Here is a 25,425-nt window from a genome sequence, read left to right on the forward strand (position 1 = left end):
CACCTAACAAGTTCTTACCTCATATCCTAGGAAGTGGACTCTAAGGAGTTCTGGGTTGGCTCCGAAAATCTACCGATCGGGAGATCGCGTCAATCGGTCAGCGGAGCGATCGATGCCCAGATTCCTAGGATGTAATACCAGTATTCGTGGGATTCTTAACAAGCAAATAATTCAGACTAAGTCCTAGAGTCTGTTCTTCTCTTCTGGGGTTTGAATACGAGGGGAAGACGTAATGGGAATAGGGGTAGGGATAGGGATAGGTCAGTGCCTAAGGGCGGTTTGCCACGCGATGGCGCGATCGGAGTGAGCGCAAGGCCGCACTATAGGTAAAGGTCTGGAACGGGTGAACGGCGAGTAGCGGATTCCAGCGGGATTGCCATTGACCTGGGCCATCCGACCTATCTAACCTCAGCTCTAACCTCAGTAAAGAATGTTTCGGCGATCGATCCGCTTGCCAGAAAAAGCAATGGAAAAATCTAGGGGGAATTTCTGTTTTCAGACTTGTGGGGTATACCATAAGATAGACCAAAAGTAGAACACCCGGGGCTTTTGAATGCATTACTGTAGCCCTAGTGCGGTGTAACTCAATCCGTAGAAATCAGGTCTCCTTTGCAAACGCTTCACTAAGCAACCGTGATCCCTCGGATGACATCAAAAATCATCCCCCCCTATAGTGAAAAATTTTGTTGCTGAATCTTTACTGTCAATGTAGAGATTCTCCTAGGGTAAAGATTTAGCCGTCGAAATTCCTCGATAGATTCCTGATGCCCCGATAGAGTCCTTGCAAGGGCCGGTAGGCAAGAACACAAGAAGTAGGCAAGAACACAAGAAGTAGGCAAGAACACAAGAAGTAGGCAAGAACACAAGAAGTAGGCAAGAACACAAGGAAGGGAAACACAGTAAACGGGTGGGCTGAAACAGATCCGCTGAAATTTTGTGCGACTAATTTTTGGTGCGGTTAATTTTTTGTGCAACTTTTGTGCAGGGATCGAATCATTCCTGTGCGCGATAGATTGACTTAAATTGACTGATGGTATTAGTCAAAGCCACAATCCTCAGCGAAAACCGGGATTTGTAAACATTTATTGATTTGTGGTGTTAAGCTCTGTTGCAACTTCGGAACGGGAACCCCAAGGGCAGGAAAAGTCCGTGATAGGATGCCATACGTAGCTTTTAAACGTTTGGAGATAGAGCTTTGGCACTACGGGTTGCTGTTGTAGGTGGAGGTCCCGCCGGAGCTTGTGCGGCGGAGGTCTTGGCAAAAGCTGGTATTGAAACCTATTTGATCGAGCGCAAGTTAGACAACGTTAAACCCTGTGGTGGCGCAATTCCGCTCTGCATGGTGAAAGAGTTTGATCTGCCGGAAGATATTATCGATCGTAAAGTTCGGCGAATGAAGATGATTTCCCCCTCCAATGTGGTGGTGGACATCGGTCAGACCCTCAAAGATAACGAGTATATCGGTATGGTGCGCCGGGAAGTCTTTGACTCCTTCCTGCGCAATCGGGCGGCGTCTCTGGGTGCCCAGTTGATTAACGGCACGATGTATAAACTAGAGTTGCCAACGACCCAAAATGGTAGCTACAAGTTGCATTATGCCGACCACACCAACGGCATTGAAGGGGAAGATAAGACCCTAGAAGTGGATTTGGTCATCGGAGCCGATGGGGCAAACTCCCGGGTGGCGAAGGCGATCGATGCGGGGGATTATAACTACGCGATCGCGTTCCAAGAGCGGATCATGCTCCCCGAAGACAAGATGGCCTACTACGAAGATTTGGCGGAAATGTACGTTGGTGACGACGTTTCCCCGGACTTCTATGCTTGGGTGTTCCCCAAATACAACCACGTCGCTGTGGGAACGGGAACCATGAAGCCAAACCAATCCCGGATTAAGGAACTGCAAGCGGGGATCCGGGCACGGGCAGCGGCCAAGCTGCGAGGCGGTAAGATTATCCGCGTAGAAGCTCACCCCATTCCTGAGCATCCCAGACCTCGTCGGGTGGTGGGTCGCGTGGCCCTCGTTGGAGATGCAGCAGGTACCGTTACCAAATCTTCCGGTGAAGGGATTTACTTTGCTGCGAAGTCGGCTCGCATGTGTGCGGAAACGATCGTAGAGTTTTCCGAGAAGGGTCAACGGATTCCAACGGAAGCGGATCTCAAGGTTTACATTAAGCGTTGGGATAAGATGTACGGCACAACCTATTTGGTGCTGGATATTCTACAGCGCGTGTTCTACCGTTCCGACGCCACTCGGGAAGCCTTTGTTGAAATGTGTGCGGACATTGATGTGCAGAAGCTGACCTTCGACAGCTACCTGTACAAAACGGTTACCCCCGCGAATCCGCTGACTCAGCTCAAGATTACCGCCAAGACCATTGGTAGCCTGCTCCGGGGCAATGCCTTAGCACCCTAGTGGAAGACGCACCTGTTCTACGGACAGATTGTTCTATCACGAAGGCTAGGAGCTGCAACTAGGAGCTGTAACTGGTAGCAGTAACTAGTAGCCTCCGGTTCAATGGATATCAGACAAAAAGGAGAGAGTCGAATAGGCTCTCTCCTTTTTGCGTTGTATCGCTGGAGCCCCAACTGGCGTCTAAACAAACTGGAGCAAACCGCCGGCCAAGCCGTACGCCAATGAAAAAGGAACGATAATATCGTTCCTTGCCAGAGGGTTTTCAGATTTGTCTAAGGGAGCAGGAGCAAAATTGTACCCCTGCTAGGTTGAGTTTTAGCCCGCGATCGAGGTGGTAACCTCTTCAATACTGGTATTCGGCAGTTCTAGGCAATAGCCTGCGCCGTAAACCGTCTTGATGTACTGGGGATGGCGCGGTTCTGGCTCCAGCTTGGTACGCAGGTGGCGCACATGGACTCGAATGGTTTCAATGTCATCATCGGGATCATAGCCCCAGACCTCCCGCAAAATTTCGCTGGGAGAAACAGTCTGGCCGTGGCGCTGCAAAAGGCAGTGCAGTAGCTCAAACTCTAAGTGCGTCAGTTTTACCGTTTTGCCAAACCACACCGCTTCAAAGCGTTCTGGCACCAGGGTTAACGGGCCATAGTTCAAAATTTCTGCATGTTTCGCAGCTTGGGGGATGCGATCGGTGCGTCGTAGTAAGGCCCGTACCCGCGCGAGCAACTCTTCTACTTCAAAGGGTTTGGTCAGATAATCATCCGCTCCGGCATTAAACCCTTCCACCTTATCCTGGGTTTGCCCCAGGGCCGTCAGCATGAGAACTGGAATATCAGCAGTCCGATCGTCACGGCGAAGACGTTGACACACAGTAAATCCATCAACCTTCGGCAGCATGAGATCGAGCATGATTAAGTCTGGCTGCATCTGGAGAGCCATGGCTTGACCCTTGATCCCATCTGGCGCTTGACTTACTTCATACCCTGCCATTTCCAGATTGACCGCTACTAGCTCAGCGATCGCAGGGTCGTCATCAATCACAAGTATCCGAGGCATCGTTAAAACAGCTGTCCTAAAGAGGTTGATGAATGAACCAGAAATAATTGACTACTAAGAGTGGTTACTAAGAGAGCGGTTGCTAAGAAAGTTATGAAGATTATGCTCAAATTATACGCAATGATTCATGTTTCTTGGATTTTCTGCGTTGATTCACTACAGAGTATCTAGCTTTCTTAGTGTAAATTTTTATATCTTCAACCTTTTTTAATTATAGAAACGCTGCGGCCTAGTTGTCGGTGATGGGTTACACGGTTTCACCCCAGAAATCTACAAAGGGCTCTTAAAAAAGACGCTTCAAAAAGCACTCTTCAAAAAGGGCTCTTCAACTTTGTAACCATGTTGCAACAGGCTGTTTGCTGTTTTACACCCTTTCTGGAGGTCAGGTGCTTGTTTATTTTTTGCCTTCTTGTAATCAGTCTGTTTGCCCTAAGGTCGTTCCGGCGGAACTTTTATCCCGCGCTTCAGGCCAGTGATGCGCTGCAAATCCCTTTGGAAGGTGAATCTGGCACGGGGCCGCAGGATGGATCTGCCAACTTTCCCCTGCCTTCGGTGTCTGTCATTGTGCCTGCCTACAATGAAGCCCTCAACATTGAGGACTGTCTCCTAGCGATTTTGGAAAGTTCCGATCGCCCTGCGGGCCAGATTGAAGTTTGGATAGTGGATGATCAATCGACGGATCAAACGTTGGAGATTGTCACTCAGTTACAACATCGACTCCAGGATCCCCGATTGCAGGTGCTGGCGGGACAGCCCCGTCCGGAGGGGGAAGTGTGGATGGGGAAAAATTGGGCCTGTGCCCAGGCCGCGCAGCAAGCTAAGGGCGACTATTTATTATTTTTGGATGCGGATGTGCGGTTGCGACGGGGCGCGATCGAAGCTGCGCTGGCCCATGCCCTCGATCGGCAGGCGGACTTGTTAACCTGCTGGTTGACGTTAGTGTGTGATTGTTGGGGGGAATGGCTGGCTCAGCCCATCATTGCCCAGTTGTTTGCGGTGGGTTTCAAACAGGATGAAGTCAATGATCCCGCCTGTGACTGTGTGTTTGCCGTGGGGCCATTTATGTTATTTCGGAGATCGGCCTATGAGGCGATCGGGGGCCACGCAGCCGTCGCAGCAGAGGTGGTGGAAGATGTGGAACTGGGGAAACGGATCAAACGCCAAGGTTGGAAGCTGTGGTTTGGGACGGGATCAGCCCTCGGGGAATTGCGCATGTACCGCAGTCTCGGAGCCTTGTGGGAGGGCTGGACAAAAAACTGGCATCTGGGATCGGAGCGTAATTGGCGATCGACGCTCTATTCGACCTATGTGGTGGGTATGGTATTTGTGTTGCCCTGGTGGGCGAGTTTAGCGGCGTTGGGTAGCCTGGGGCAGCCAGCCATGGCGCTGGTCGATGGGGGGCTACCGACGATCGGAGACTGGCTGCCGTTCAGCATCACTGTTCTCAATGGCGCGATCGCGGTGTTCTTGCTCTATGGCCAATACGACCTGCGGCAGCGAACCCAGGCAAATTTTGGGATTCCAACCCGCTACTGGTGGTTAGGCTGGCTAGGGAGTTGGATCGTCTTTTGGATTCCGATCGCCTCGCTGATTAAAACGGAAACGGGCTGGGGCTGGACTTGGCGAGGCCGACCGTTACAGATCCAACGGAAATAATTCGTAATCATCCATCTGGTTTCTAGAGGGGCTTCCAATTGAGTCCAGGATGTCCCTCTAATTGACGGATTGAATCATTGAACGAGTTGTTAATTTAACGATATCTAAACTGTTATGGATAAGACTTTTAACTTACCTTGAGAAGCCAGTACAGTGCATTACACTGCACTGTAAGTTAGCAGGACTGCCCGATCGGCGTTGTGTTGGCGGCTGTAGATCCCTCATGTTGGATTTTGATAATGCATCTTGACTCGATCGTTTTAGTCTTGATCCAGATTGTTCTCGTGATAGCGCTGTCCCGACTGGTTGGACTTGCCTTTCGTCGCATTAAGCAGCCTTTAGTGATTGGCGAAATTGTGGCCGGGATTATGTTGGGGCCGTCCCTGCTGGGAGCCGTTGCTCCCGTGGTGGCGACTACTCTCTTTCCACCGGAGAGTATTGCCACCCTGGGAGTTTTGTCCCAAATCGGTTTAATTTTTTTCATGTTCCTAATTGGGCTGGAACTTGATCCGAAATATCTCAAGGGTGGTGTTGACTTAGCTATTCTAATTTCCCATGTCAGTATTTTAGTCCCATTCTCCCTAGGAATTCTCCTCTCATTGCTACTGTTTCCGTTGGTCTCCAATGCAGGCGTCTCTTTCACAGCATTTGCCTTATTTCTGGGGGCGGCGATGTCCATTACCGCGTTCCCGGTTCTGGCGCGTATCATTACTGAAAATAATTTACAAAATAGTCGGATAGGGTCGTTAGCTTTAACCTGTGCGGCTGTGGATGATGTGACAGCTTGGTGCTTGCTGTTAGTGGCGATCGCGGTTACCCGCACTAACAGCATGGTTGGAGCAATTCCTAACATTTTAGAAGCGGGACTGTACATTGGATTGATGATTTGGGTGGGTAGACCCTTACTCCGGCAATTTGCGGTTTTCTATCGACGTACAGGCAAGTTGACCCAATCGATGTTAGCGGTTATTTATATTTGTGTTGTTATTTCTGCACTGATTACCGAGACGATCGGAATTCATTTAATTTTTGGTGCTTTTTTGTTGGGCGCTGTTATGCCCAAACATGAAGGCTTAGTGCGAGAATTAGCGCAAAAAACCGAAGACTTTGTTTTGACCTGTTTGTTACCTATTTTCTTTGCCTATAGTGGTCTACGCACCCAAATTGGGCTACTCAACAGTCCACCCCTATGGGGGTTATGTGCCTTGGTGGTGCTGGTGGCGATCGTTGGTAAGTATGTAGGAACCTTTGCGGCGGCTAAGGTATCTGGCCTCTCTAACCGAGATGCTTCGGCCTTGGGTTGGTTGATGAATACACGCGGCTTAACGGAACTCATTGTTTTAAACATCGGCTTAAGTTTAGGGGTAATTACGCCGTTGCTGTTCACCATGCTGGTGATTATGGCATTGGTCACCACATTTATGACTTCGCCACTATTGGAGTGGACTTATCCGAAAAAAATGATGCGCATGGAGGTTCTCGAACCCCAACCCGAAACGACAGAAGCAGCTCAATATAAGATTTTAGTCCCCGTTGCGAATCCGAACAGCCAACAGGGATTGATTCGACTCGCGATCGAAATTGCCCGTTCCCAACAACAACCCACTTCAGTTCATCCCCTCAGTTTGATTCAGTTAGAGCAGGACTATGTGTTTGAAAGTCTGCCAGCGGAGGCCGATCGATTAATTCAAGCCCAGCAAGAAAAACTCCGGGCCATTGTGGCTCAACTGGACTCCGATCACGCCAGCGATGTGGCAGCCTCGCCCGTGGAAGTGTCAAATATCGTTCAGGTGTCAAATAATGTCGCTAAAACAACGGCAGACATTGCAGTGCGAGAACAGATGAATTTAATTTTGCTGGGATGGCATCGTCCTGCTTTCAGTAGTAATCGTTTAGGAGGGCGTGTTGGCCAGATTCTGAGTACTGCCCCCGTGGATGTTGCAGTGTTTATCGATCGTCAACCTCAACGACTGAATCGGTTATTGATTCCCTATAGCCCGAACATTCATACGGAACTTGGGATTCAATTAGCACTTCGGTTGTTGTTAAATCATCCCGATCGCCAATTAACGTTGCTGCGAGTATTTCAAGAGGGACAATCGATTGAATTTAGCTACGAGTGGAACCAATTGTTTGAACAGTTACCGCCCACGGTGCGCGATCGAATTTTGACGCCTGTGATTCAAACTAACTCCCTAATTAATACGGTGATTGATGCTTCCCAAACAGCGGATCTCACGATCGTGGGGGCCAGCCGAGAATGGGGCTTAGAACGCCAAACCTTGGGGCGCTATACCGATGAATTGGCCGTTCGTTGTCGATCGTCCTTACTGATTACCCGTCGCTTCAATCGGGTGGCTTCCCATCACCTAGAAGCTGTCCTAGATCGTCTCACTGAGGTCTAAAATGCACTTCTTAAATAAGACTTCTCTCATTTTCTATGCCAGTGCAATTACATTGGTGGTTAGTCTATTTATGATTGTGACGCGGTATGGGGAAGCCAATTTAAAAGCTGAGAAGAAAATTGCGGGTAAATATACGATCGCGACGAGTTCTAGCAAGACTTTAAACGGTCAAGTGCTGGAGTTAGATCAGTCCGGGATTTACCTCAATGGTGGCCTGTATGCTGCAACGATCGCCCAAGACGATCGCCAAATGCCCAAGGTGTATAGTCTCAGTGGTTCCAAACAAGGTGCCCGCTGGGTTCTGTCTGGGACAACCGCTGCTGCTGCTTGTGCCTCGGGGGACAGTGCGTCGGACGTTCGTCAGCAGCAGGGGCAGATTGCAACCACCCTGACGTTAACGATCGAAGCGGCCCCGTCGCCAACGATCGTTCAAGGCCAACTGACCTGTCCAACGCCAACTCCATCGGTCAGTTTTACGGCCCAAAAACAACCAGAAATCACTAAGGGTGAAGTGTCCGGTAAAGGTCATTAGTTTTGAAATCTAGTCTTTAATCCAGCCTTCACTTTGCTCTAATCTAGACGGTGTCTAATCCAGACTTTGCTCTAATCTAAAAGGTTGAGTTGAATTGGAAGTTGAATTGGAAAAGGATGCGATCGCGTGTTGCAGCGTAAATTAAAAATCGTGGCGGTCGGTAAAGTCAAATACCGTTGGATTGAGACCGGGATTCAGGAATATCTCAAACGCTTACCGGGGTTAAATATCACTGAAATTAAAGACTCGAATCAACGCACGACGTTAACTGAAATTCAGCCCTATTTGAAAGCCCAAGATCAGTTAATTGTGCTGACTGAACGGGGGAAGTTGCTAGATTCGATCGCTTTCTCCCAGTTCATCCAACAGCAAACATTCGATCGATCGTTAGTCTTTGTAATTGGCTCCTCCGATGGCATTACCCCAGAGCTAGAAAAATCTGCCGATCACACCCTTGCCCTTTCTCCCATGACCTTTACCCACGACATGGCTCGGTTATTACTCATTGAGCAAATTTATCGCGCCATTTCGATCGCGACCAACGGCAACTATCACAAGTAACGGCTTGCCTATGGGGAAGGGGGCACTGCATCGATCGCCCCCCAAATACACCATTCACTGGCTCCCAAACCAAAAAAGGGTGAGTTGTATAACCCACCCTTATCTGATACCTAGATTGACGATTTCGCCGATCGGGCTAGATGAGATTGTCTAAACCCGTCGCGATCGCCAGCTATCGCCTTACTGCGACATGACTCTACTTAGATTCGGTGAAATCCGCGTCAATCACATCATCGCCACTGGGGGCAGAACCGCCGCCACCCGGAGCCTCACCACCCGCAGCCCCAGCGTCACCGCCCGCTTGCTGGTAGATATTGGAACTCACTTGGTACAGCGCTTGCTCCAGTTCGTTCTTCTTCGCTTGAATGGAGTCGAAGTTTTCCGCTTGGATGGCATCCCGCAGTTCCTTGACCAGCCCTTCGATCTTGGACTTGTCCGCCGCAGGGACTTTATCCCCCAGATCGCTCATTTGCTTCTCAGCTTGGTAAGCCAGCGAATCTGCTTGGTTCTTCAGGTCGATGCGATCGCGCTTCTCTTTGTCCGCCGAGGCATTTTGTTCGGCATCGCGCACCATCTTCTCCACTTCGGTCTTATCCAGAGTGGACGCACCCGTGATGCTGATGGTTTGTTCCTTCCCTGTGCCCTTATCCTTCGCCGTCACGCTGAGGATCCCGTTCGCGTCGATGTCAAAGGTAACTTCGATTTGGGGCACACCTCGGGGTGCGGGAGGAATGCCATCCAACCGGAAGGTTCCCAAGCTCTTGTTGTCGTTGGCCATTTCCCGTTCCCCTTGCAGGACGTGGATTTCCACGTTGGATTGGCCATCTACAGCAGTGGAGAAGACTTCCGACTTCTTGGTGGGAATGGTGGTGTTGCGTGAAATGATTTTGGTCATAACGCCACCCAGGGTTTCCACACCCAGGGACAGGGGTGTCACATCCAGCAGCAGCAATCCTTCAGTGCCCGCTTCACCGGACAGCACGCCCCCTTGAATAGCCGCACCCATGGCGACGACTTCATCCGGGTTCACGCTTTCGTTGGGTTCTTTGCCCAGAACCGTCTTCACCAGTTGCTTCACCGCAGGGATCCGGATGGAACCGCCCACGAGGACGACTTCATCAATCCGATCCTTCGTTAACTTGGCGTCGGATAGTGCTTTTTCCACGGGAATGCGGCAGCGATCGATGAGATCCGCACACAGTTCCTCAAACTTGCCACGGGTCAGGGTCAGTTCCAAGTGCTTGGGGCCGTCCTGGGTCGCAGTGATGAAGGGCAGGTTGATGTCCGCTTGGGTAACGCTGGACAGCTCAATCTTGGCCTTTTCTGCGGCTTCCGTCAGCCGTTGCAGGGCTTGCTTGTCCTTACGCAGGTCAATACCTTCTGCCTTTTGGAACTCAGCGGCCATGTAGTCCACGATCTTCTTGTCGAAGTCGTCACCCCCCAGGTGGGAATCCCCAGAGGTGGCCATCACTTCAAACACACCGTCGCCAATTTCCAGGATGGAAACGTCGAAGGTACCGCCGCCCAAGTCAAAGACCAAGATGATTTCGTTGGCTTTCTTATCCAGACCGTAGGCGAGGGATGCAGCGGTCGGTTCGTTGATGATCCGCAGCACATCGAGACCCGCGATCTTACCGGCGTCCTTGGTGGCTTGGCGCTGGGAGTCGTTGAAGTAAGCCGGAACGGTGATCACCGCTTGGGTCACTTCTTGGCCCAGGTACTTGCTAGCGTCTTCCTTGAGCTTGCGCAGGACTTGGGCCGAAATTTCTTCCGGTGCAAACTGCTTGCCTTGGGAGGGGCAGTCTAGCCGAACGTTCCCACCGTTGTTCAGCACTTTGTAGGGAACTTCAGTGGTTTCGTTGGTGACTTCATCGTAACGACGACCAATGAAACGCTTGACCGAATAGAACGTATTTTCAGGATTCATCACGGCTTGGCGCTTGGCAATTTGGCCCACCAAGCGATCGCCATTTTTAGCAAAACCCACTACCGAGGGGGTGGTGCGAAAACCCTCTGCGTTCGCAATTACGGTGGGCTTGCCACCTTCCATCACAGCGACGCAAGAGTTTGTAGTACCTAAGTCAATTCCAACTACTTTTCCCATAGGGCTAAGTTCGACTCCAATTGAAAACTGTCCGTTACGTTGATTAGGGGGTTAAGAAACCTATCTGGGGTGCGTCGCGTGGGAAGATTCGCACCAGGGCTGCCCTGCACTGTCGAAAGAATTCGAAGTACTCCGGGCAATGTATCCCCTCACCCTAATATGGTGGGCGGGTTGGGGGATTTGATGAAGGGGTATTTACCGAACCTGACCGAGGGCGGTTCCGAGGAGAGCGCCGGGACGGTTGGCAGAATAATTGCCCCATCCCGGCGGCGGTCGTTAGCCTTCAGTGCGGTCAGCCACTGGCGTTTCTGTGGGCGCAGTACCGATCGCGACTTTGACGACTTTGTGCCGATCGGCGGTCAATTTGGGCAGGGTCAGGGTCAGCACCCCATGGATAAAGTCTGCCTTGGCCTGTTCGTTATCCACTTCCACGGGCAAGGGAATCACCCGATGGAAACTGCCATAGCGAAATTCCGATCGATAGATTTGCTGGCCTTCAGATGGTTCTTCGCTTTGATATTCGCCCTTAATGGCAACGGCATCCCGAGTGACTTGAATATCCAGATCCTTGCCTTCAATGCCTGGAATTTCTGCCTTCAGAATCACTTCCGTATCCGTCGCTTTTAGTTCGATCGCCGGAACCCGCACCGCCCGATTGACGGTCGTCATCAGACCTTCCCGGCTGAGAGGGGCCATTTCGTCAAAGAGTTGATCCAGTTGACGACGAACGGTTTCCAGTTCTTGCCAGGGTTGCCAACGCATTAAAGACATGGTGTTACCTCCAGAAGGATTTTGAATAGACCGTTGAATATAGCGAGGAGAGACCAATCGATACATCACACGCACCTTGAAAGAGAGAGTAGATTAAGCAGGCATTGCAGCCATGTTTTGATTACAACGATTTCGATCAACGCCGCTGCGCCCAGAACCATGACACAACTACAAATTTGGATGGAAATTTAAGTTGGTGGGCGCTTCGTTGTTGATGTAACTAATCTAAACGACATCGCTGATAGGAGTATTGAGGACAACCGTAATGATTATGGTGGAAGTTGCCGAATCATGTCACAAACGTAAATTCTAAAGAGGTCGTAACAACCGAAATAGCAAGGGTGTCAACCGAACTCTAGACACATTTTAGAGGGGTTCTCTCTTCGGTTTTTCTAGGCCGTTATCTGGACTCTGGAACCTGGACTCTGGAACTCTGATACGGACACCCTATGCCAAGGCTGATGCCAATCATTGAGGGATTTGAATGAGATATCGAGATGAGGTCTTGAGATGAGGGCTCAGCCTGACTGAAGTGCGTGCGTTCAAGTGCGTTCAGTAACACTGAAGAAAAAAGATTGAGTTCGATCGAGGCAGGAATTTCGAGGATCATAACGATTGTGACTAATTTGTGTGACTAATTTGCCTTGGGAGTGCGCCGAATTTCTCCGCTCGCTGTAGACTGGTAGCTAAAATTGCTAATCACTGATTGCAGGCTTGTCACGATCGAGGAGATTCCAAACATGATGGTTGATGTGGTGCAAACCTTAACCCATTACAGTGCTGATCTGGCGACCCTAGATCTTTCACATTTCAATCCTTCTCACTTCACCATCTCCCACCTAGGGGACAGCATTCAATCCCTGCACCTGCATCTACCCGCCCTACCCGATGACTGGACGGGGGTGGCCCAGCAGTTCAAGGAACCCGACTTTGCAGGCGATGTCGGCAAAGCTTGGGGTCGCTTTGTCAAAACAGGTCAGGTCTGGGCGTTCTTGATTGGAATAATCTTTGGTTACTTGATTAAAACCTTCACGAGTTTTGGTTAAGTCTGGAAGAGGTTGGGGTCGGAGTCAGGGCCAACTGGGTGAGCGTTGAAAGTGCAAAGCAAAGTCAGAGAGTGGAGAAAATCCGGTCCTTTTCTCGCTCTCTTTTTGGGTTTCCCTCGCCTCAGTATCTTGCCCCGTGGCCCCTCTTTTCGGGATAATCAACGGCTGTTGTTAGCCCAGCCTTCCCACCGTGCAGTCAAATTCTCCTGACCAGTCTTCTGCTAGTTCTGCTAGTTCTGCTTCGCAAACTTGGAGTCAGCGATTTGAGGGAACCCTTCATCCCGCGATCGTGCGATTTAATGCCAGCATCGGTTTTGATATTGAACTGATTGAATACGATCTGACCGGATCCCAAGCCCATGCCAAAATGCTGGCGAAACAAGGCATTATCTCCGCTGAGGAAGCTGAGCAACTGGTGCAGGGGCTGGAACAAATTCGCCAGGAATACCGCGCTGGCCAGTTTCAACCGGGGATCGAAGACGAAGACGTGCACTTTGCAGTGGAACGGCGGCTGACAGCCCTGGTAGGCGATGTCGGGAAAAAGCTCCACACCGCCCGATCGCGCAATGACCAAGTGGGGACAGACACCCGTCTCTATCTGCGGGATCAAATCCAACAAATTCAGCAGCAACTTGCGACCTATCAACGGGCTCTCCTGTCCCATGCGGAACAGCATGTCGAAACTCTGATCCCCGGCTATACCCATCTGCAACGGGCACAGCCCATTAGTCTGGCGCACCACCTGCTGGCTTACATTGACATGGCCGATCGCGATCGCCAACGGCTAGAGGACGTGCTCAAGCGGGTGAACCTCTGTCCGTTGGGGGCCGGAGCCTTGGCGGGGACAACCTTTCCCATCGATCGCCACTACAGCGCAGAATTACTGGGTTTTGCGGGCGTCTATAGCAATAGTTTGGATGCCGTCAGCGATCGGGATTTTGTGGTGGAGTTTCTCGCCGCTGCCAGCTTAATCATGGCCCACCTCAGCCGCCTTTCAGAAGAAGTGATTTTCTGGGCCTCCCAGGAATTTGGCTTCATTAGCCTCACCGATGCCTGCGCCACGGGATCCAGCATCATGCCCCAAAAGAAAAACCCCGATGTGCCCGAACTGGTGCGGGGAAAAACGGGGCGGGTGTTTGGTCACTTGCAAGCCATGTTAGTGGTGATTAAGGGATTACCCCTGGCCTATAACAAGGATTTTCAAGAGGACAAAGAAGGCTTGTTCGATGCGGTGAAAACCGTACAGGCTTGTCTGGAAGCGATGACCATTTTGTTTGAGGAAGGCTTAGTGTTTAAACCCCAGCGCTTAGCCGCTGCCGTGGCAGAAGATTTTTCCAACGCAACGGATGTGGCCGATTATCTGGCTACTAAAGGGGTGCCTTTCCGGGAAGCCTATAACCTGGTGGGGAAAGTCGTACGAACCTGTCTTGGAGCGAATAAATTGCTCAAAGATCTAACCTTGGCGGAATGGCAGGAACTGCACCCCGCGTTTGAAATGGATATCTATGACGCGATCGCGCCTCAACAGGTCGTCGCCGCCCGCAATAGCTTTGGTGGAACGGGATTTGAACAGGTGCGCCAAGCACTTTCTACGGTGCAACAACGGCTAAACCCCTAGCTCTAAACCCCTAGCTCTATACACCCCTAGTCTATAAACCCCTAGGTCTAACGGTAGGGCTGTCGAATTTTTTCCTGTTGAGGGCAATCTAGTAGTAGCTATCGACTAGAAAGTCAGGCCTTACAAGTTCTTTCGCTGACGTGGGACTGCCCCTATGTTTAAAGTTGTCGTCGCACACAGTAATGATCCAGATTCTTCCAGTGCGATTCAGGAAGTGATTGACCAATGTCTTGGGGATCTAGACGGGGTTCAACCCCAAGCGGGACTTTTGCTGGCAGCCCTTGACTTTGACTATGCCCTCCTCCTCGCCCGTCTGCATGAAACCTTTCCCAATCTGCAATTGATCGGGGGGACGACCGATGGCGAAATGTCGTCGGTGCTGGGATTTGAAGAAGATTCCATCACGCTGATGCTATTTTGTTCCGATACGGTACAAATTCGGGCTGGGGTGGGCCTGGGGGTTTCCCAGGATGTGGCGGCAGCGACCCAGGCGGCAGTGGATCAAGCTGGGGGCGATCGACCGTTCGATCCCAAACTCTGTATTACGGTGCCGGATGGCTTGACGGTCAGTGGCGTGGCGGCGATCGCAGGACTCAAGCAAGCCCTAGGGCCAGAGGTGGCGATCGTCGGCGGTACGTCGGGTGACCAGTGGAACTTTCGTCAAACCTATCAGTTCTTTGGCGATCAGGTGCTCAGCGATGCGATCGTGATCTTGCTGTTCTCCGGCGATCTCAAGTTTTCCCATGGGGTGGCTAGTGGTTGGTACCCCATGAGCCGCAAAGCTGTGGTAACTAAGGCCAAGGGCGCACTGGTCTACGAAATCGATCATCGGCCTGCCGTTGAGTTTTATGACCATTATTTAAACGGCTTAACCGTATCGGGGGAATATCCGCTAGCGGTGTTTGACCAAGCGAGTGATGAATTTTATCTGCGGGCTTCCAATGCCTGGGATCGGGAGCAAGGCACGATTCTGTTCATGGGGGATGTGCCAGAAGGAGCCACGGTGCAAATTACCCATACTACCTGTGACGACATTATTGCCGCCACCAAAACCTCGATCGAAAAAGCCCGGAGCCACTATCCCGGTGAACAGCCTGCCGCCATTTTTCTCTTTTCCTGTGCAGCCCGACGACGTTTATTGGGAACAAGAACTTGCGAAGAATATGAGTTAGGGCAACAATCGATCGGAGAAGACATACCGACGATCGGCTTTTATACCTACGGTGAAATTAGTCCTCTCGCACCGGGGGGAGAAGCTTTCTATCACCAAGAAACCTTAGTAACATTGCTACTGGGTGTGGAGTGATTAGCAGTGAATGATTCTGAGGCGGCGCAACGAATTCAAGAGTTGGAGAAAGCGAACCGAATTCTTCAAAAAAAACTCGATCGGGCTCAACAAGGTCGCTTGCAGGTGGAGGAAAGTCGTCGGCGTGCAGAAGCCGTTTTAAGTACGACGATCAAGGAACTGCGGGAATCCCAAAATATGTTGGAGGAACGCAGTCAAGCCCTCGAACAGGCACTTCACGATCTGCAAGGGATGCAAACTCGAATGCTGATGACCGAAAAAATGTCAGCATTAGGCGTGCTGGTAGCGGGCGTTGCCCATGAAATTAATAATCCAGTCAGCTTTATTTACGGCAATCTGGATTATGCCAACCAGTATGCGCAGGATCTCCTGCGTCTAGTGGATTTGTATCAAAAACACTATCCTGATCCGAAGTCTGAAATCCAAGATTTGATCGAATCGATCGATCTGGAATTCATGAAGTCCGATGTGCCCAATGTGATGAATTCCATGAAAATGGGGGCAGAGCGGATTAAAGAAATCGTCCTGTCGCTGCGGACGTTTTCTCGGATGGATGAATCGGAAGTGAAGGCGGTTAACCTCCATGAGGGCCTAGATAGCACGCTGACGATTTTGGAACATCGTCTGAAACCTCAGCCCCATCGTCCAAGAATTGAGGTGATGCGGCAGTATGGTGAAATTCCAGAAATCGAATGCTATGCGGGGCAGCTCAATCAGGTGTTTATGAACATCATCAGCAATGCGATCGATGCCCTGGAAGAGTACTTTGTGGAGATTAAGAATAGCCCAAGCCATTGTCCATCGCCCCCCCTGATCTTGACGATTAAGACAGAATTGCTAGAAGCAAATCAGCAGGTACAAATTTGTTTTCAAGATAATGGCCCGGGCATTCCGCCGGAAGTGATTCCGCAGTTGTTCGATCCCTTTTTTACAACGAAGCCCGTGGGCAAAGGTACGGGACTGGGCTTATCGATCAGTTATCAGATTGTGACTGAAAAACACAATGGTCGGTTGGAATGTTTGTCTAAGTTAGGACAGGGAACGGAATTTATCATTTCTATTCCTGCGCGGCAATCTTTGATCCAGGAACCTGCTTTCAGTACACAAACGGCTGAGAGTTTAGAGACGGCTGAACTCATCAGTTCAGAATTGTTGGATCAATCAGACCTGGTTAATCCAACAGTGGATCAGGTTGAACTGGAGCAGCTATCCCACTAAGGCAGAAGCTTGTGCCGACTGTCCCTGGGGCCAGACTGGCCTAGGCGGACAATTAGGCCAATCGTTCTGTTAATAATTGATAAAATCCGTCACTGTCGATCGTTTCTACTACATTCACATTCACTGCTTTGCCCGCAACGCCATACCAATCCACGATCGTCCGGCCTAAACTCTCCGCACTCTGGGTTTCAATTTCGACAAAACAGGGCCGAGCCGTGAACAAATCGGGTCGCAGCAGATAGGCAATCACACAGGGATCGTGCAGGGGCGCTCCGGCAAAGCCGTATTGTCCCATGTCGTGGCTGCTGTACTGGGTCAGCAAGGTGGCGACGGTGGAGCCGATCGGATCGCCAAGCTCGCGAATTTTGCTCACCCGTTCTGGCGTAGCGATCGCCTGGTGGGTGACATCGAGGCTGATTAAGGTCAGATTGAGTCCCGCAGTCAAAACCACCGCAGCCGCATGGGGATCGGTGTAGATATTAAATTCCGCCGATGGGGTCACGTTGCCATGGGTAATGGCTCCTCCCATCATAACTACCTCACGAATCTGGGGGATAATTCTGGGCTCCTTAATCAAGGCGATCGCGAGATTGGTTAAGGGGCCAAGGGTGGCGATCGTGATGGGTTCTGGGGCGGCCAGCAAGGTGGCGATCAGGAAATCTACGCCGTGCTGTTCTTGCAGGGGGATTTGGGGTTCTGGCAGCGTAATTTGGCCCAGTCCGGTCGCACCGTGGACATATTCCGCCGTTTCCAGCGTCGATCTCAGCATCGCCCGAGGACAACCGGCAAAAATGGGAATTTGGCGCATACCTGCTAATTCGCAGATTTTCCGGGCATTGGTCTGGGTGTGCTGCAAGGGCACATTGCCTGCAACGGTCGTAATTCCCAGGATTTGCAATTCCGGCGAGGCGAATGCTAGCAGAAGTGCGATCGCATCATCGACGCCTGGATCACAATCAATGATCAACGGTTGTGGCACCATAGAGAATTAAGCCCTACCCTTTGCATGCTTTATTTTCCATCGTCTATTTTGAATTGTCTATTTTGAACTGGCACCCAACCCATGACCGTTGACGCGATCGAAATTCTTTCTGCCCAAGAAGTGCGGCGAACCCTGACTCGTCTCGCTTCACAAATTGTTGAAAAATCCGGTGATTTGTCCAATTTAGTGCTGTTGGGAATTTGGACTCGGGGGGTTCCCTTAGCCAAGGTGTTGGCGGAGCAAATTGCCGCCCTCGAACAGGTTGAGGTACCGTTGGGTTTTCTAGATATCACCTTCTACCGAGATGACCTCGATCGCATTGGTGTGCGGACGCCGGAAAAAACGGAAATTCCCTTTGATTTGACGGGTAAAACCGTGGTGCTGGTGGATGATGTGATTTTTAAAGGGCGGACAATTCGCGCGGCCTTGGATGCCATTAACGACTATGGTCGTCCGGGGATTATTCGGCTGGCGGTGATGATCGATCGGGGCCACCGGGAAGTACCGATTCAACCCGATTTTGTCGGGAAAGTTTTGCCCACGTCCAAGGAAGAAGTTGTAAAAGTTTATCTTCAAGAAATTGATGGGCGCGAAGGTGTTGAGTTACTGAAGGTCTAAAAAATTCAACCAAGCAGCCTTTTTTTATAGACAGGTCGTCGTATAGCTAGGTAGGTCATCATGCAGCAAACCTTAACACTCCAATTGGACGATCGTGTTTTTGCAGTGATTCAACAACAAGCCGAAAATCTGGGAATTCCCCTGGAAGAATTTGCTGCTAGCTTATTGGCGCAGCAGTTTCCCCCCGTGCCTCAGCCGGATCTTACAGGTATGGAAAACAATCTTGCCAAAGCCAACTTTGAACGCCATTTTGGGAGATTACATCTCGGTTCTGCCATAGCTGTGGATAATGAAAGTATTGATGAGGATTTAGCTCAAGAGTACTCTGATTCTCACGGAGACCTGTAATGTTGTTGGATACGTCTGGTTTACTGTGTTTGCACTATCCCAGCGGAACCTCTTCATACTCAAGCTTGTGCTGCTTATAAACAGGCAACTAATCTTCTAACCCATAGCTATGTGATTGCAGAATATGTCGCATTGGCAAATGCAAGAAAATTTCCGCGTCCATTGGTTCTAGATTTTATTAATGATTTGCTCAATAATCCAGATATAGAAGTTGTCTGGGTAGATGAGACATTAAATCGAGCCGAGATCGAACTATTGCACAGGAGGCAAGATAAAACTTATTCGCTGTGTGATTCAGTTAGTTTCGTTCTAATGCGTCAAAGAAAAATTTTCCATGCATTAACAACCGATCGACATTTTGAGCGGGAAGGGTTTATTCGGCTCCTGTAATCTTCTGCTCTAGCAAAGGCTGAAACTCTTGTGGTCTAATTGGGAAGGCTGCTAAAAGTTCCGATGATGGCGCTGTCAAGTTTATTCCAATCAGTACAGGTTAATCCATGTCTTCCCAAGAAACGCAAAATCGTAAAGCCGATCACCTGCGCGTTTGCCTCGAAGAGGATGTGCAATGCCGGGAAACCACCAGCGGGTTAGAACACTATCGCTTTACCCATGCCTGTCTGCCGGAATTGAACTATGACGAGATTGACCTATCTACCCAGTTTCTAGGCAAACGGTTGAATGCGCCGATTCTGATTTCCTCCATGACGGGCGGAACGGAACTGGCGAAATTGATTAACTATCGCTTGGCCACGATCGCCCAGGAATATCGCTTGGCCATGGGGGTCGGCTCCCAGCGGGTGGCGATCGAAAAACCGGAGGTGGCCGATAGTTTCCAAATCCGTAAGCTGGCACCGGATGCGCTGCTGTTGGCCAATATTGGAGCTGTACAACTGAATTACCACTATGGGCTGGAGCAATGCCGCAAGGCGATCGACCTGTTGGAAGCCGACGCCTTAATTCTGCACCTGAATCCCCTGCAAGAGGCGGTGCAAACGCGGGGCGATCGCAACTTCGCCGGACTGTTGGAAAAAATTGCGCTGTTATGCGATCAATTGCCCGTTCCCGTGATTGCCAAGGAAGTGGGCAATGGCATTTCTGCGGCCATGGCGAAACAACTGATCCAGGCGGGTGTGGGAGCGATCGATGTGGCCGGGGCGGGCGGTACCTCCTGGGCCAAAGTAGAGGCGGGACGAGCCACTGATGCTAAACAGCGGCGTTTAGGAGCCACCTTTGCCGATTGGGGCTTGCCGACGGCGGATTGTGTGGTGCAGGTGCGTGAAGTGGATGGGGAGATTCCCCTGATTGCCTCTGGGGGCTTGCGGACGGGGCTGGATGTGGCCAAAACGATCGCCCTGGGGGCGGATTTAGGCGGATTGGCTCTTCCCTTTTTGCAGGCAGCCAATGACTCAGAAGCTGCACTCCATGAATTAGTCGATATTTTATTTGCAGAAATTGCAACGACCTTGTTCTGCACAGGCAGTCCCAACTTGCAAGCCCTGCGGCGATCGCACCTGCTGACTTGCGCGTGCTGACCATTGAAGATTTGCTGCTGAATGTACAAAGAATGCTGTTAGAGGGTGATAATGATCGGGGTGATTTTGCAGAAATCTCAGGATCCGTCATTACCACCCCGCTGCTTGTCTACAAACGCAGCGGGAATTCCAAAAGATTCTGTAATTTATGGTGATCAGTGGATCCGTAATGGTAGAATCGGATTCATCATAATTCCGATAGACTTACCGGGGATGTCCCCCTTGCATCACAGCCATGGTCATGACACCTGATACACCAGCCCTTGAGAAAAAACCTTCTAAGGTAGAAGGCATCAAGGAAAGAAGTAACTTTCTGCGGGAGCCCCTCGCCAGCGAGTTGCAGAATGATCTCAATTATTTTTCTGAGGATGCGATTCAACTCCTCAAGTTCCATGGTTCCTATCAGCAAGATAACCGCGAGAACCGCGTTAAGGGTCAGGAAAAAGACTATCAAATGATGCTGCGGACGCGCAGTCCCGGAGGCTTCATCCCGCCGCAGTTGTATCTCACCCTCGATCGGCTCTCCGATGAGTACGGTAACCACACCCTGCGAGCGACGACGCGCCAAGGGTTCCAACTCCATGGTGTGCTCAAAAAGAATTTAAAGGCCACGATCGCGGCGATCGCCCACAGCATGGGGTCAACCTTGGCGGCCTGCGGCGATGTGAATCGTAATGTGATGGCTCCGCCTGCGCCCTTCCGCAATCGGCCAGAATATGAGTTGGCGCGGGAATATGCCAATCGGATTGCGGACTTACTGACGCCCCAAACCGGAGCCTACTACGAGATTTGGCTGGATGGGGAAAAAGTGGTGTCCGGCGAAGAGCATCCCGATGTCATCGCAGCACGGCAGAACCATCAAAATGGCTCAACTTTCCCCGATTCCGTAGAACCCATCTATGGCACCCACTACATGCCCCGCAAGTTCAAAATTTGCGTCACGGTGCCGGGGGATAACTCCGTTGATCTGTTTTCCCAAGACCTGTCGCTGGTAGTGATTTGTAATAATGCAGGTCAGCTCCAGGGCTTTAATATCTACGCAGGGGGCGGTCTAGGCCGTACCCACGGCAAGGAAGAAACCTTTGCCCGGATTGCTGATCCGATCGGCTATGTCGAAGCGGCGGATATTTACGAAGCAGTCAAGGCGATCGTGGCGACCCAGCGGGATTACGGCGATCGCACCGATCGTCGCCATGCTCGGTTGAAGTACTTGATCCACGAATGGGGCGTTGACACCTTCAAAGCCAAGGTGGAAGAGTATTTCGGGAAAGCCTTGCAGCCGTTGGCTAAACTTCCCACTTGGCAGTATGAAGACTTCCTAGGCTGGCATGAACAGGGCGACGGCAAGTGGTTTGTCGGCATTTCGATCGAAAACGGTCGGGTCAAAGATGCGGGGGAATTTCGCCTCAAGTCTGCGCTGAAAACCTTGGTGTCTACCTATCAGCTGCCAATGCTGTTGACCCCGAGCCAGAACGCGATTTTGTACGATATTCGTCCGGAAGATAGGGCGGCGATCGCGCAAATTTTGGCGGAGCACGGCATCAAACGGGAAGACGAAATCGACACGTTGGTGCGTTACTCCATGGCCTGCCCCGCACTACCGCTCTGCGGTTTGGCCAATACTGAAGCTGAGCGGATTTTGCCGGACATGCTGACTCGGGTTCGGGCGGTGTTAACCAAAGTCGGCTTGCCGGAAGAGCATTTCATTACCCGCATTACGGGCTGCCCCAACGGCTGTGCCCGTCCCTACCTGGCGGAATTGGGCTTTGTGGGGAATGGCCCCAATCAGTACCAACTGTGGCTGGGGGCTGCGCCGAACCAAACCCGGTTGTCCGAGGTCTATGTCGAGAAAATGCATCTCGATGACTTGGAAAAGACGCTGGAACCCGTCTTTGCCTTGTTCAAAAAGCGTCGGAAAAAGGCGGAAAGTTTCGGGGATTTCTGCCATCGAGTTGGTTTTGAAGCGCTACGCCAGTTTGCGGTAACCTATGCAGCGCGGCGGGAAGGCAAAGCGTTGGATCACCGGAAACGGGTAACGGTGCGAGATGAGGTCTATCTGCGCTTGCAGGATGCCGCTGCCGCCAAGGGGGTTTCCATGACGGAGCTGGCGACGGAAATTATCGATCAATACCTGAGTCAACATCAAATTGCAGAAGCAGTACCCACAGCGTTCACCAACGAATCGGTAGATGCTGAGCAGGTCATGGTTGAAGCAGTTTCTGAAGTTCCGATCGAATCTACTGTTACAGCTTCCATTGAACCAACGATCGAACTTGTTGCGGAACAGTCTACGGAACAATCTGCTGAATCGTCTACGGAATTACCGATCGAACCTCTAGCAGAATCTGCGATCGAACCTATTGCGGAACAGTCTATGGAATCCTCTGAACAATCTGACGCAACAGCAACTGAACCTGTGGAGTCAGAAACGGAATCCCTAGAGACGCCTGTAGAAGCTTCCGTAGAAACGCCTGTAGAAACGGCGGTTGCGGCATCCTTTAGTTCTTCTACTGCTTCCCCTGGATTCGGCTCTAGCTGGGACGGGCGTGGTTTCTAAGGTTTAAATTGGAATTATTAATTTGAATCAGAAAAACAGGGCGGATTCATTTTGCCCTGTTTTATTTTGACCTTAATACATGTCCCTATCTTCCAGCTTCAGCGTTCATCCTTCCGCGTTTTGCCACAGTTTCAGCAAATCTTTAGCTTTCCCTCATCGGTTTCTCGAAAAAATCCTGGATGCTAAAGCTATCTAATTTTGGGATTAGGCCATGGGCATTCAATTGGGGCGAGAGATTTGTGGTCGATCGGGAATTGCCAGTACCCGTGAGTGGTTGGTTACCAATGGGATTGGCGGCTATGCAGCAGGCACGATCGCGGGCTCGCTGACTCGGCGCTACCATGGGATTTTAATTGCAGCACTCCAGCCCCCTTTGGGACGCACGTTATTGGTCAGTCAGCTGGAGGAAATCATTGACTATGGCGATCGTACCTATGAACTGGCGACGAATGTCTGGAGTGACGGTTCGGTGCACCCCCAGGGCTACCAATACCTAGAGCAATTCTCCTTAGAAGGTAGTATTCCCACTTGGCACTATGCCTGTGCCGATGCACTGCTGGAGAAACAAATCTGGATGCAGCCGGGTGAAAATACAACTTACATCACCTATCGGCTATTACGAGCAACACAGCCGTTAATACTTCGAGTCAATGCTTTAGTGAATTACCGAGATTACCACGGTGATACACAAACGATTTGGTCAATGGATATTCGATCGATTCAGGATCATCCTCAAATCCAGGGCGTAAAAATTCAGGCATTCCCCGAGGCTGTTCCGTTTTATCTACTCAGCGATCGGGCAACGGTCACTCCTGCCCACGACTGGTACTACAATTTTGATTTAGCGGTAGAGCGATATCGAGGGTTAAGAGATCGGGAAAACCATCTCCATGCTGCCACGTTTCAGATGACGTTAAATCCTGGAGAAGTAGTGACCCTTGTCGCGAGTACTGAGCTTCATACCTCGATCGCGTGTGATTCTGCCCGACAGCAGCGCCAGCACCATGAAAAAACATTGCTACAAGCCGCGATTTCTCAGAACAAGACCCAGCTAGTTCCTGATTGGATACAGCAGTTGATCCTAGCGGCTGATCAGTTTATTGTCGATCGACCGACGCCAGATTTTCCCATGGGTAAAACAATCATTGCAGGCTATCCCTGGTTTAGTGATTGGGGACGGGATACGATGATTAGTCTGCCGGGACTCACGCTCTGTACAGGGCGTCCAGACATTGCCCGATCGATTCTACTAACGTTTTCTAAGTATGTCGATCGGGGTATGATTCCCAATCGCTTTCCCGATGCAGGGGAAATTCCTGAATATAACACCGTTGATGCAACCCTTTGGTATATCGAAGCAATTCGCGCTTACTATTACCAGACAGGAGACGAGGATTTACTTAAACAATTGTTTCCTGTGGTGCAGGAAATTATTGATTGGCATTGCCAGGGAACACGATATCAGATTCGTGCTGATGCTGAGGATGGCTTACTCTACGCGGGGGAGCCGGGGGTGCAATTGACTTGGATGGATGCAAAGGTGGGCGATTGGGTGGTGACGCCCCGGATTGGCAAACCGATCGAAATTAATGCCCTCTGGTATAACGCTGTGCGATCGCTGGCAAAATTTGCGCGGCGACTCCAGCAACCGCACCAAGACTACGACGCCCTTGCCGATCGGATTCAAACCCATTTCGCCAAGTTCTGGAATGCTGAATTGGGGTATTGCTATGACCTGTTGGATGGGCCGGAGGGGGCAGATTCAACGTTGCGACCGAATCAATTGTTCGCGATCGCCTTACCTGCCTTGGGTACAGCCGATTTTCCAGCCCTACTCACCCTTGACCAACAAAAAGCGGTGGTCGATCGCTGTGCACGACATTTACTCACATCCCACGGGCTGCGATCGCTCAGTCCCAGTCATCCCCAGTACCAAGGGCACTATGGCGGCACGCAGTTGCAACGGGATGGAGCCTATCACCAGGGTACGGTTTGGGGCTGGCTGTTGGGGGCATTCGCGATCGGGCATTTTCGGGTGTATGGGAATGCGACAGCGGCGCTGCAATTTTTGCAACCGATGGCACACCATCTATTGGATCACGGGGTCGGCAGTCTCAGCGAAATTTTTGATGGGGATGCGCCAATGACGCCACGGGGTTGCTTTGCCCAAGCTTGGACAGTAGCGGAAGTGCTAAGGGCTTGGTTCGTCCTTTCTGAGTATTTAACGCAGATTTAATAGACTTATCAGGTATTCTGGCCTGAATATGAGGACTCAATACTAGTTTATTTTTGGAGGATGCCAACCGAACTCTGTCCAAATAGCACGGGCTGCAACAATATTGTCATTATTTAATCGAAGAGAGATTATAGTTGCTCTCCCGATCGAGGTTATTCCAATAATTTGTGTACCGCCGTTGTCCCAGTGAAAATGCTCACGCCACTGTTGTCTACGGGGATTGAAAAGGGGGACAAATTGTTGTGTTTGAGGATCGGTTGCGCCTGTCCTAGCTCCTTTGAATTCGTTACATCGATAACAAGCAGCAGCGAGATTATCGGCTGAGTCTTGGCCTCCCTGGGAGATTGGACAAATGTGATCCATGACTAAAGGACTTCCAGTAAGGCGGGAAGAGGTTTTGCAGTACTCGCATCGGTAACCGGCACGATCAATCACTTGCTGTCTAAGACTGTCCGAAATTGCCATA

18 protein-coding genes and 2 pseudogenes are annotated in these 25,425 nt (G+C 50.8%); 15 read left to right on the top strand and 5 right to left on the bottom strand.

What is annotated here, in order from left to right:
- The first annotated feature begins 1,195 nt into the window (after nucleotides 1-1,195).
- Nucleotides 1,196-2,416 (top strand): geranylgeranyl reductase, encoded by a 1,221-nt coding sequence (gene chlP, locus H6G21_RS16710; RefSeq protein WP_190574560.1) that lies wholly within the window; start codon nucleotides 1,196-1,198, stop codon nucleotides 2,414-2,416.
- 315 nt (nucleotides 2,417-2,731) lie between these two features.
- Here chlP and H6G21_RS16715 read toward each other — a convergent pair whose 3' ends face one another.
- Entirely contained in the window at nucleotides 2,732-3,469 is a 738-nt protein-coding gene (locus H6G21_RS16715) for a response regulator transcription factor (RefSeq protein ID WP_190574561.1), read from the bottom strand.
- Nucleotides 3,470-3,859: 390 nt separating this feature from the next.
- On the opposite strand from H6G21_RS16715, the gene H6G21_RS16720 reads away from it, so the two are divergent.
- From H6G21_RS16720 to H6G21_RS16735, 4 genes are all read left to right on the top strand, one after another.
- Complete coding sequence (locus H6G21_RS16720; RefSeq protein WP_199307278.1) at nucleotides 3,860-5,125, top strand: glycosyltransferase; 1,266 nt, start codon at nucleotides 3,860-3,862, stop codon at nucleotides 5,123-5,125.
- Nucleotides 5,126-5,364: 239 nt separating this feature from the next.
- Nucleotides 5,365-7,530 (top strand): cation:proton antiporter, encoded by a 2,166-nt coding sequence (locus H6G21_RS16725; protein WP_190574563.1) that lies wholly within the window; start codon nucleotides 5,365-5,367, stop codon nucleotides 7,528-7,530.
- A gap of 1 nt (nucleotide 7,531) precedes the next feature.
- Complete coding sequence (locus H6G21_RS16730) at nucleotides 7,532-8,062, top strand: hypothetical protein (RefSeq protein ID WP_190574564.1); 531 nt, start codon at nucleotides 7,532-7,534, stop codon at nucleotides 8,060-8,062.
- A 126-nt stretch (nucleotides 8,063-8,188) separates the two neighbouring features.
- Nucleotides 8,189-8,623, top strand: coding sequence for a 23S rRNA (pseudouridine(1915)-N(3))-methyltransferase RlmH (locus tag H6G21_RS16735; protein WP_190574565.1), 435 nt, complete (start codon nucleotides 8,189-8,191; stop codon nucleotides 8,621-8,623).
- 196 nt (nucleotides 8,624-8,819) lie between these two features.
- Here H6G21_RS16735 and dnaK read toward each other — a convergent pair whose 3' ends face one another.
- On the bottom strand, nucleotides 8,820-10,727 hold the full coding sequence (gene dnaK / locus H6G21_RS16740; protein WP_190574566.1) for a molecular chaperone DnaK: 1,908 nt from the start codon (nucleotides 10,725-10,727) through the stop codon (nucleotides 8,820-8,822).
- 276 nt (nucleotides 10,728-11,003) lie between these two features.
- Complete coding sequence (locus tag H6G21_RS16745) at nucleotides 11,004-11,498, bottom strand: Hsp20/alpha crystallin family protein (protein ID WP_190574567.1); 495 nt, start codon at nucleotides 11,496-11,498, stop codon at nucleotides 11,004-11,006.
- Nucleotides 11,499-12,238: 740 nt separating this feature from the next.
- Here H6G21_RS16745 and H6G21_RS16750 point away from each other — a divergent pair.
- The 4 genes from H6G21_RS16750 (at nucleotide 12,239) to H6G21_RS16765 (ending at nucleotide 16,686) form a co-directional block, all read left to right on the top strand.
- Nucleotides 12,239-12,544 (top strand): hypothetical protein, encoded by a 306-nt coding sequence (locus tag H6G21_RS16750; RefSeq protein WP_190574568.1) that lies wholly within the window; start codon nucleotides 12,239-12,241, stop codon nucleotides 12,542-12,544.
- Between the two features lie 190 nt (nucleotides 12,545-12,734).
- On the top strand, nucleotides 12,735-14,162 hold the full coding sequence (gene argH, locus H6G21_RS16755) for an argininosuccinate lyase (protein WP_190574569.1): 1,428 nt from the start codon (nucleotides 12,735-12,737) through the stop codon (nucleotides 14,160-14,162).
- A 154-nt stretch (nucleotides 14,163-14,316) separates the two neighbouring features.
- Nucleotides 14,317-15,468 (top strand): FIST N-terminal domain-containing protein, encoded by a 1,152-nt coding sequence (locus tag H6G21_RS16760; RefSeq protein WP_190574570.1) that lies wholly within the window; start codon nucleotides 14,317-14,319, stop codon nucleotides 15,466-15,468.
- 6 nt (nucleotides 15,469-15,474) lie between these two features.
- Nucleotides 15,475-16,686 carry an ATP-binding protein gene (locus H6G21_RS16765; RefSeq protein ID WP_190574571.1) on the top strand — a complete coding sequence of 404 codons (1,212 nt, stop codon included), beginning with the start codon at nucleotides 15,475-15,477 and terminating at the stop codon, nucleotides 16,684-16,686.
- Nucleotides 16,687-16,738: 52 nt separating this feature from the next.
- On the opposite strand, the gene H6G21_RS16770 is transcribed toward H6G21_RS16765, so the two are convergent.
- Entirely contained in the window at nucleotides 16,739-17,668 is a 930-nt protein-coding gene (locus H6G21_RS16770) for a nucleoside hydrolase (protein WP_190574572.1), read from the bottom strand.
- Nucleotides 17,669-17,749: 81 nt separating this feature from the next.
- Here H6G21_RS16770 and pyrR point away from each other — a divergent pair, with 81 nt between their 5' ends.
- The 6 genes and pseudogenes from pyrR (at nucleotide 17,750) to H6G21_RS16795 (ending at nucleotide 24,959) form a co-directional block, all read left to right on the top strand.
- Entirely contained in the window at nucleotides 17,750-18,286 is a 537-nt protein-coding gene (gene pyrR, locus H6G21_RS16775) for a bifunctional pyr operon transcriptional regulator/uracil phosphoribosyltransferase PyrR (RefSeq protein ID WP_190574573.1), read from the top strand.
- 60 nt (nucleotides 18,287-18,346) lie between these two features.
- A complete protein-coding gene (locus H6G21_RS16780) occupies nucleotides 18,347-18,634 on the top strand; it encodes a hypothetical protein (protein WP_190574574.1) in 288 nt (95 codons plus the stop codon).
- Nucleotides 18,634-19,024, top strand: a pseudogene (locus H6G21_RS26275) (PIN domain-containing protein). Before H6G21_RS16780 ends, H6G21_RS26275 begins: the two are co-directional and overlap by 1 nt.
- A 107-nt stretch (nucleotides 19,025-19,131) precedes the next feature.
- The gene (fni, locus tag H6G21_RS16785) at nucleotides 19,132-20,166 is read left to right on the top strand and encodes a type 2 isopentenyl-diphosphate Delta-isomerase (protein WP_190574575.1); all 1,035 of its coding nucleotides are present in this window, start codon (nucleotides 19,132-19,134) and stop codon (nucleotides 20,164-20,166) included.
- 235 nt (nucleotides 20,167-20,401) lie between these two features.
- Nucleotides 20,402-22,273 (top strand): annotated as a pseudogene (sir, locus tag H6G21_RS16790) (sulfite reductase, ferredoxin dependent); the annotation flags it as partial.
- Nucleotides 22,274-22,934: 661 nt separating this feature from the next.
- Entirely contained in the window at nucleotides 22,935-24,959 is a 2,025-nt protein-coding gene (locus tag H6G21_RS16795) for an amylo-alpha-1,6-glucosidase (protein ID WP_190574577.1), read from the top strand.
- Nucleotides 24,960-25,001: 42 nt separating this feature from the next.
- On the opposite strand, the gene H6G21_RS16800 is transcribed toward H6G21_RS16795, so the two are convergent.
- Nucleotides 25,002-25,424: an HNH endonuclease signature motif containing protein gene (locus tag H6G21_RS16800; protein WP_190574578.1), complete on the bottom strand. Its 423-nt coding sequence runs from the start codon at nucleotides 25,422-25,424 to the stop codon at nucleotides 25,002-25,004.
- Nucleotide 25,425: the final 1 nt, after the last annotated feature.

Source organism: Alkalinema sp. FACHB-956 (assembly GCF_014697025.1).
In the GTDB taxonomy this organism is placed as follows: Bacteria; Cyanobacteriota; Cyanobacteriia; order Leptolyngbyales; family Leptolyngbyaceae; genus Alkalinema.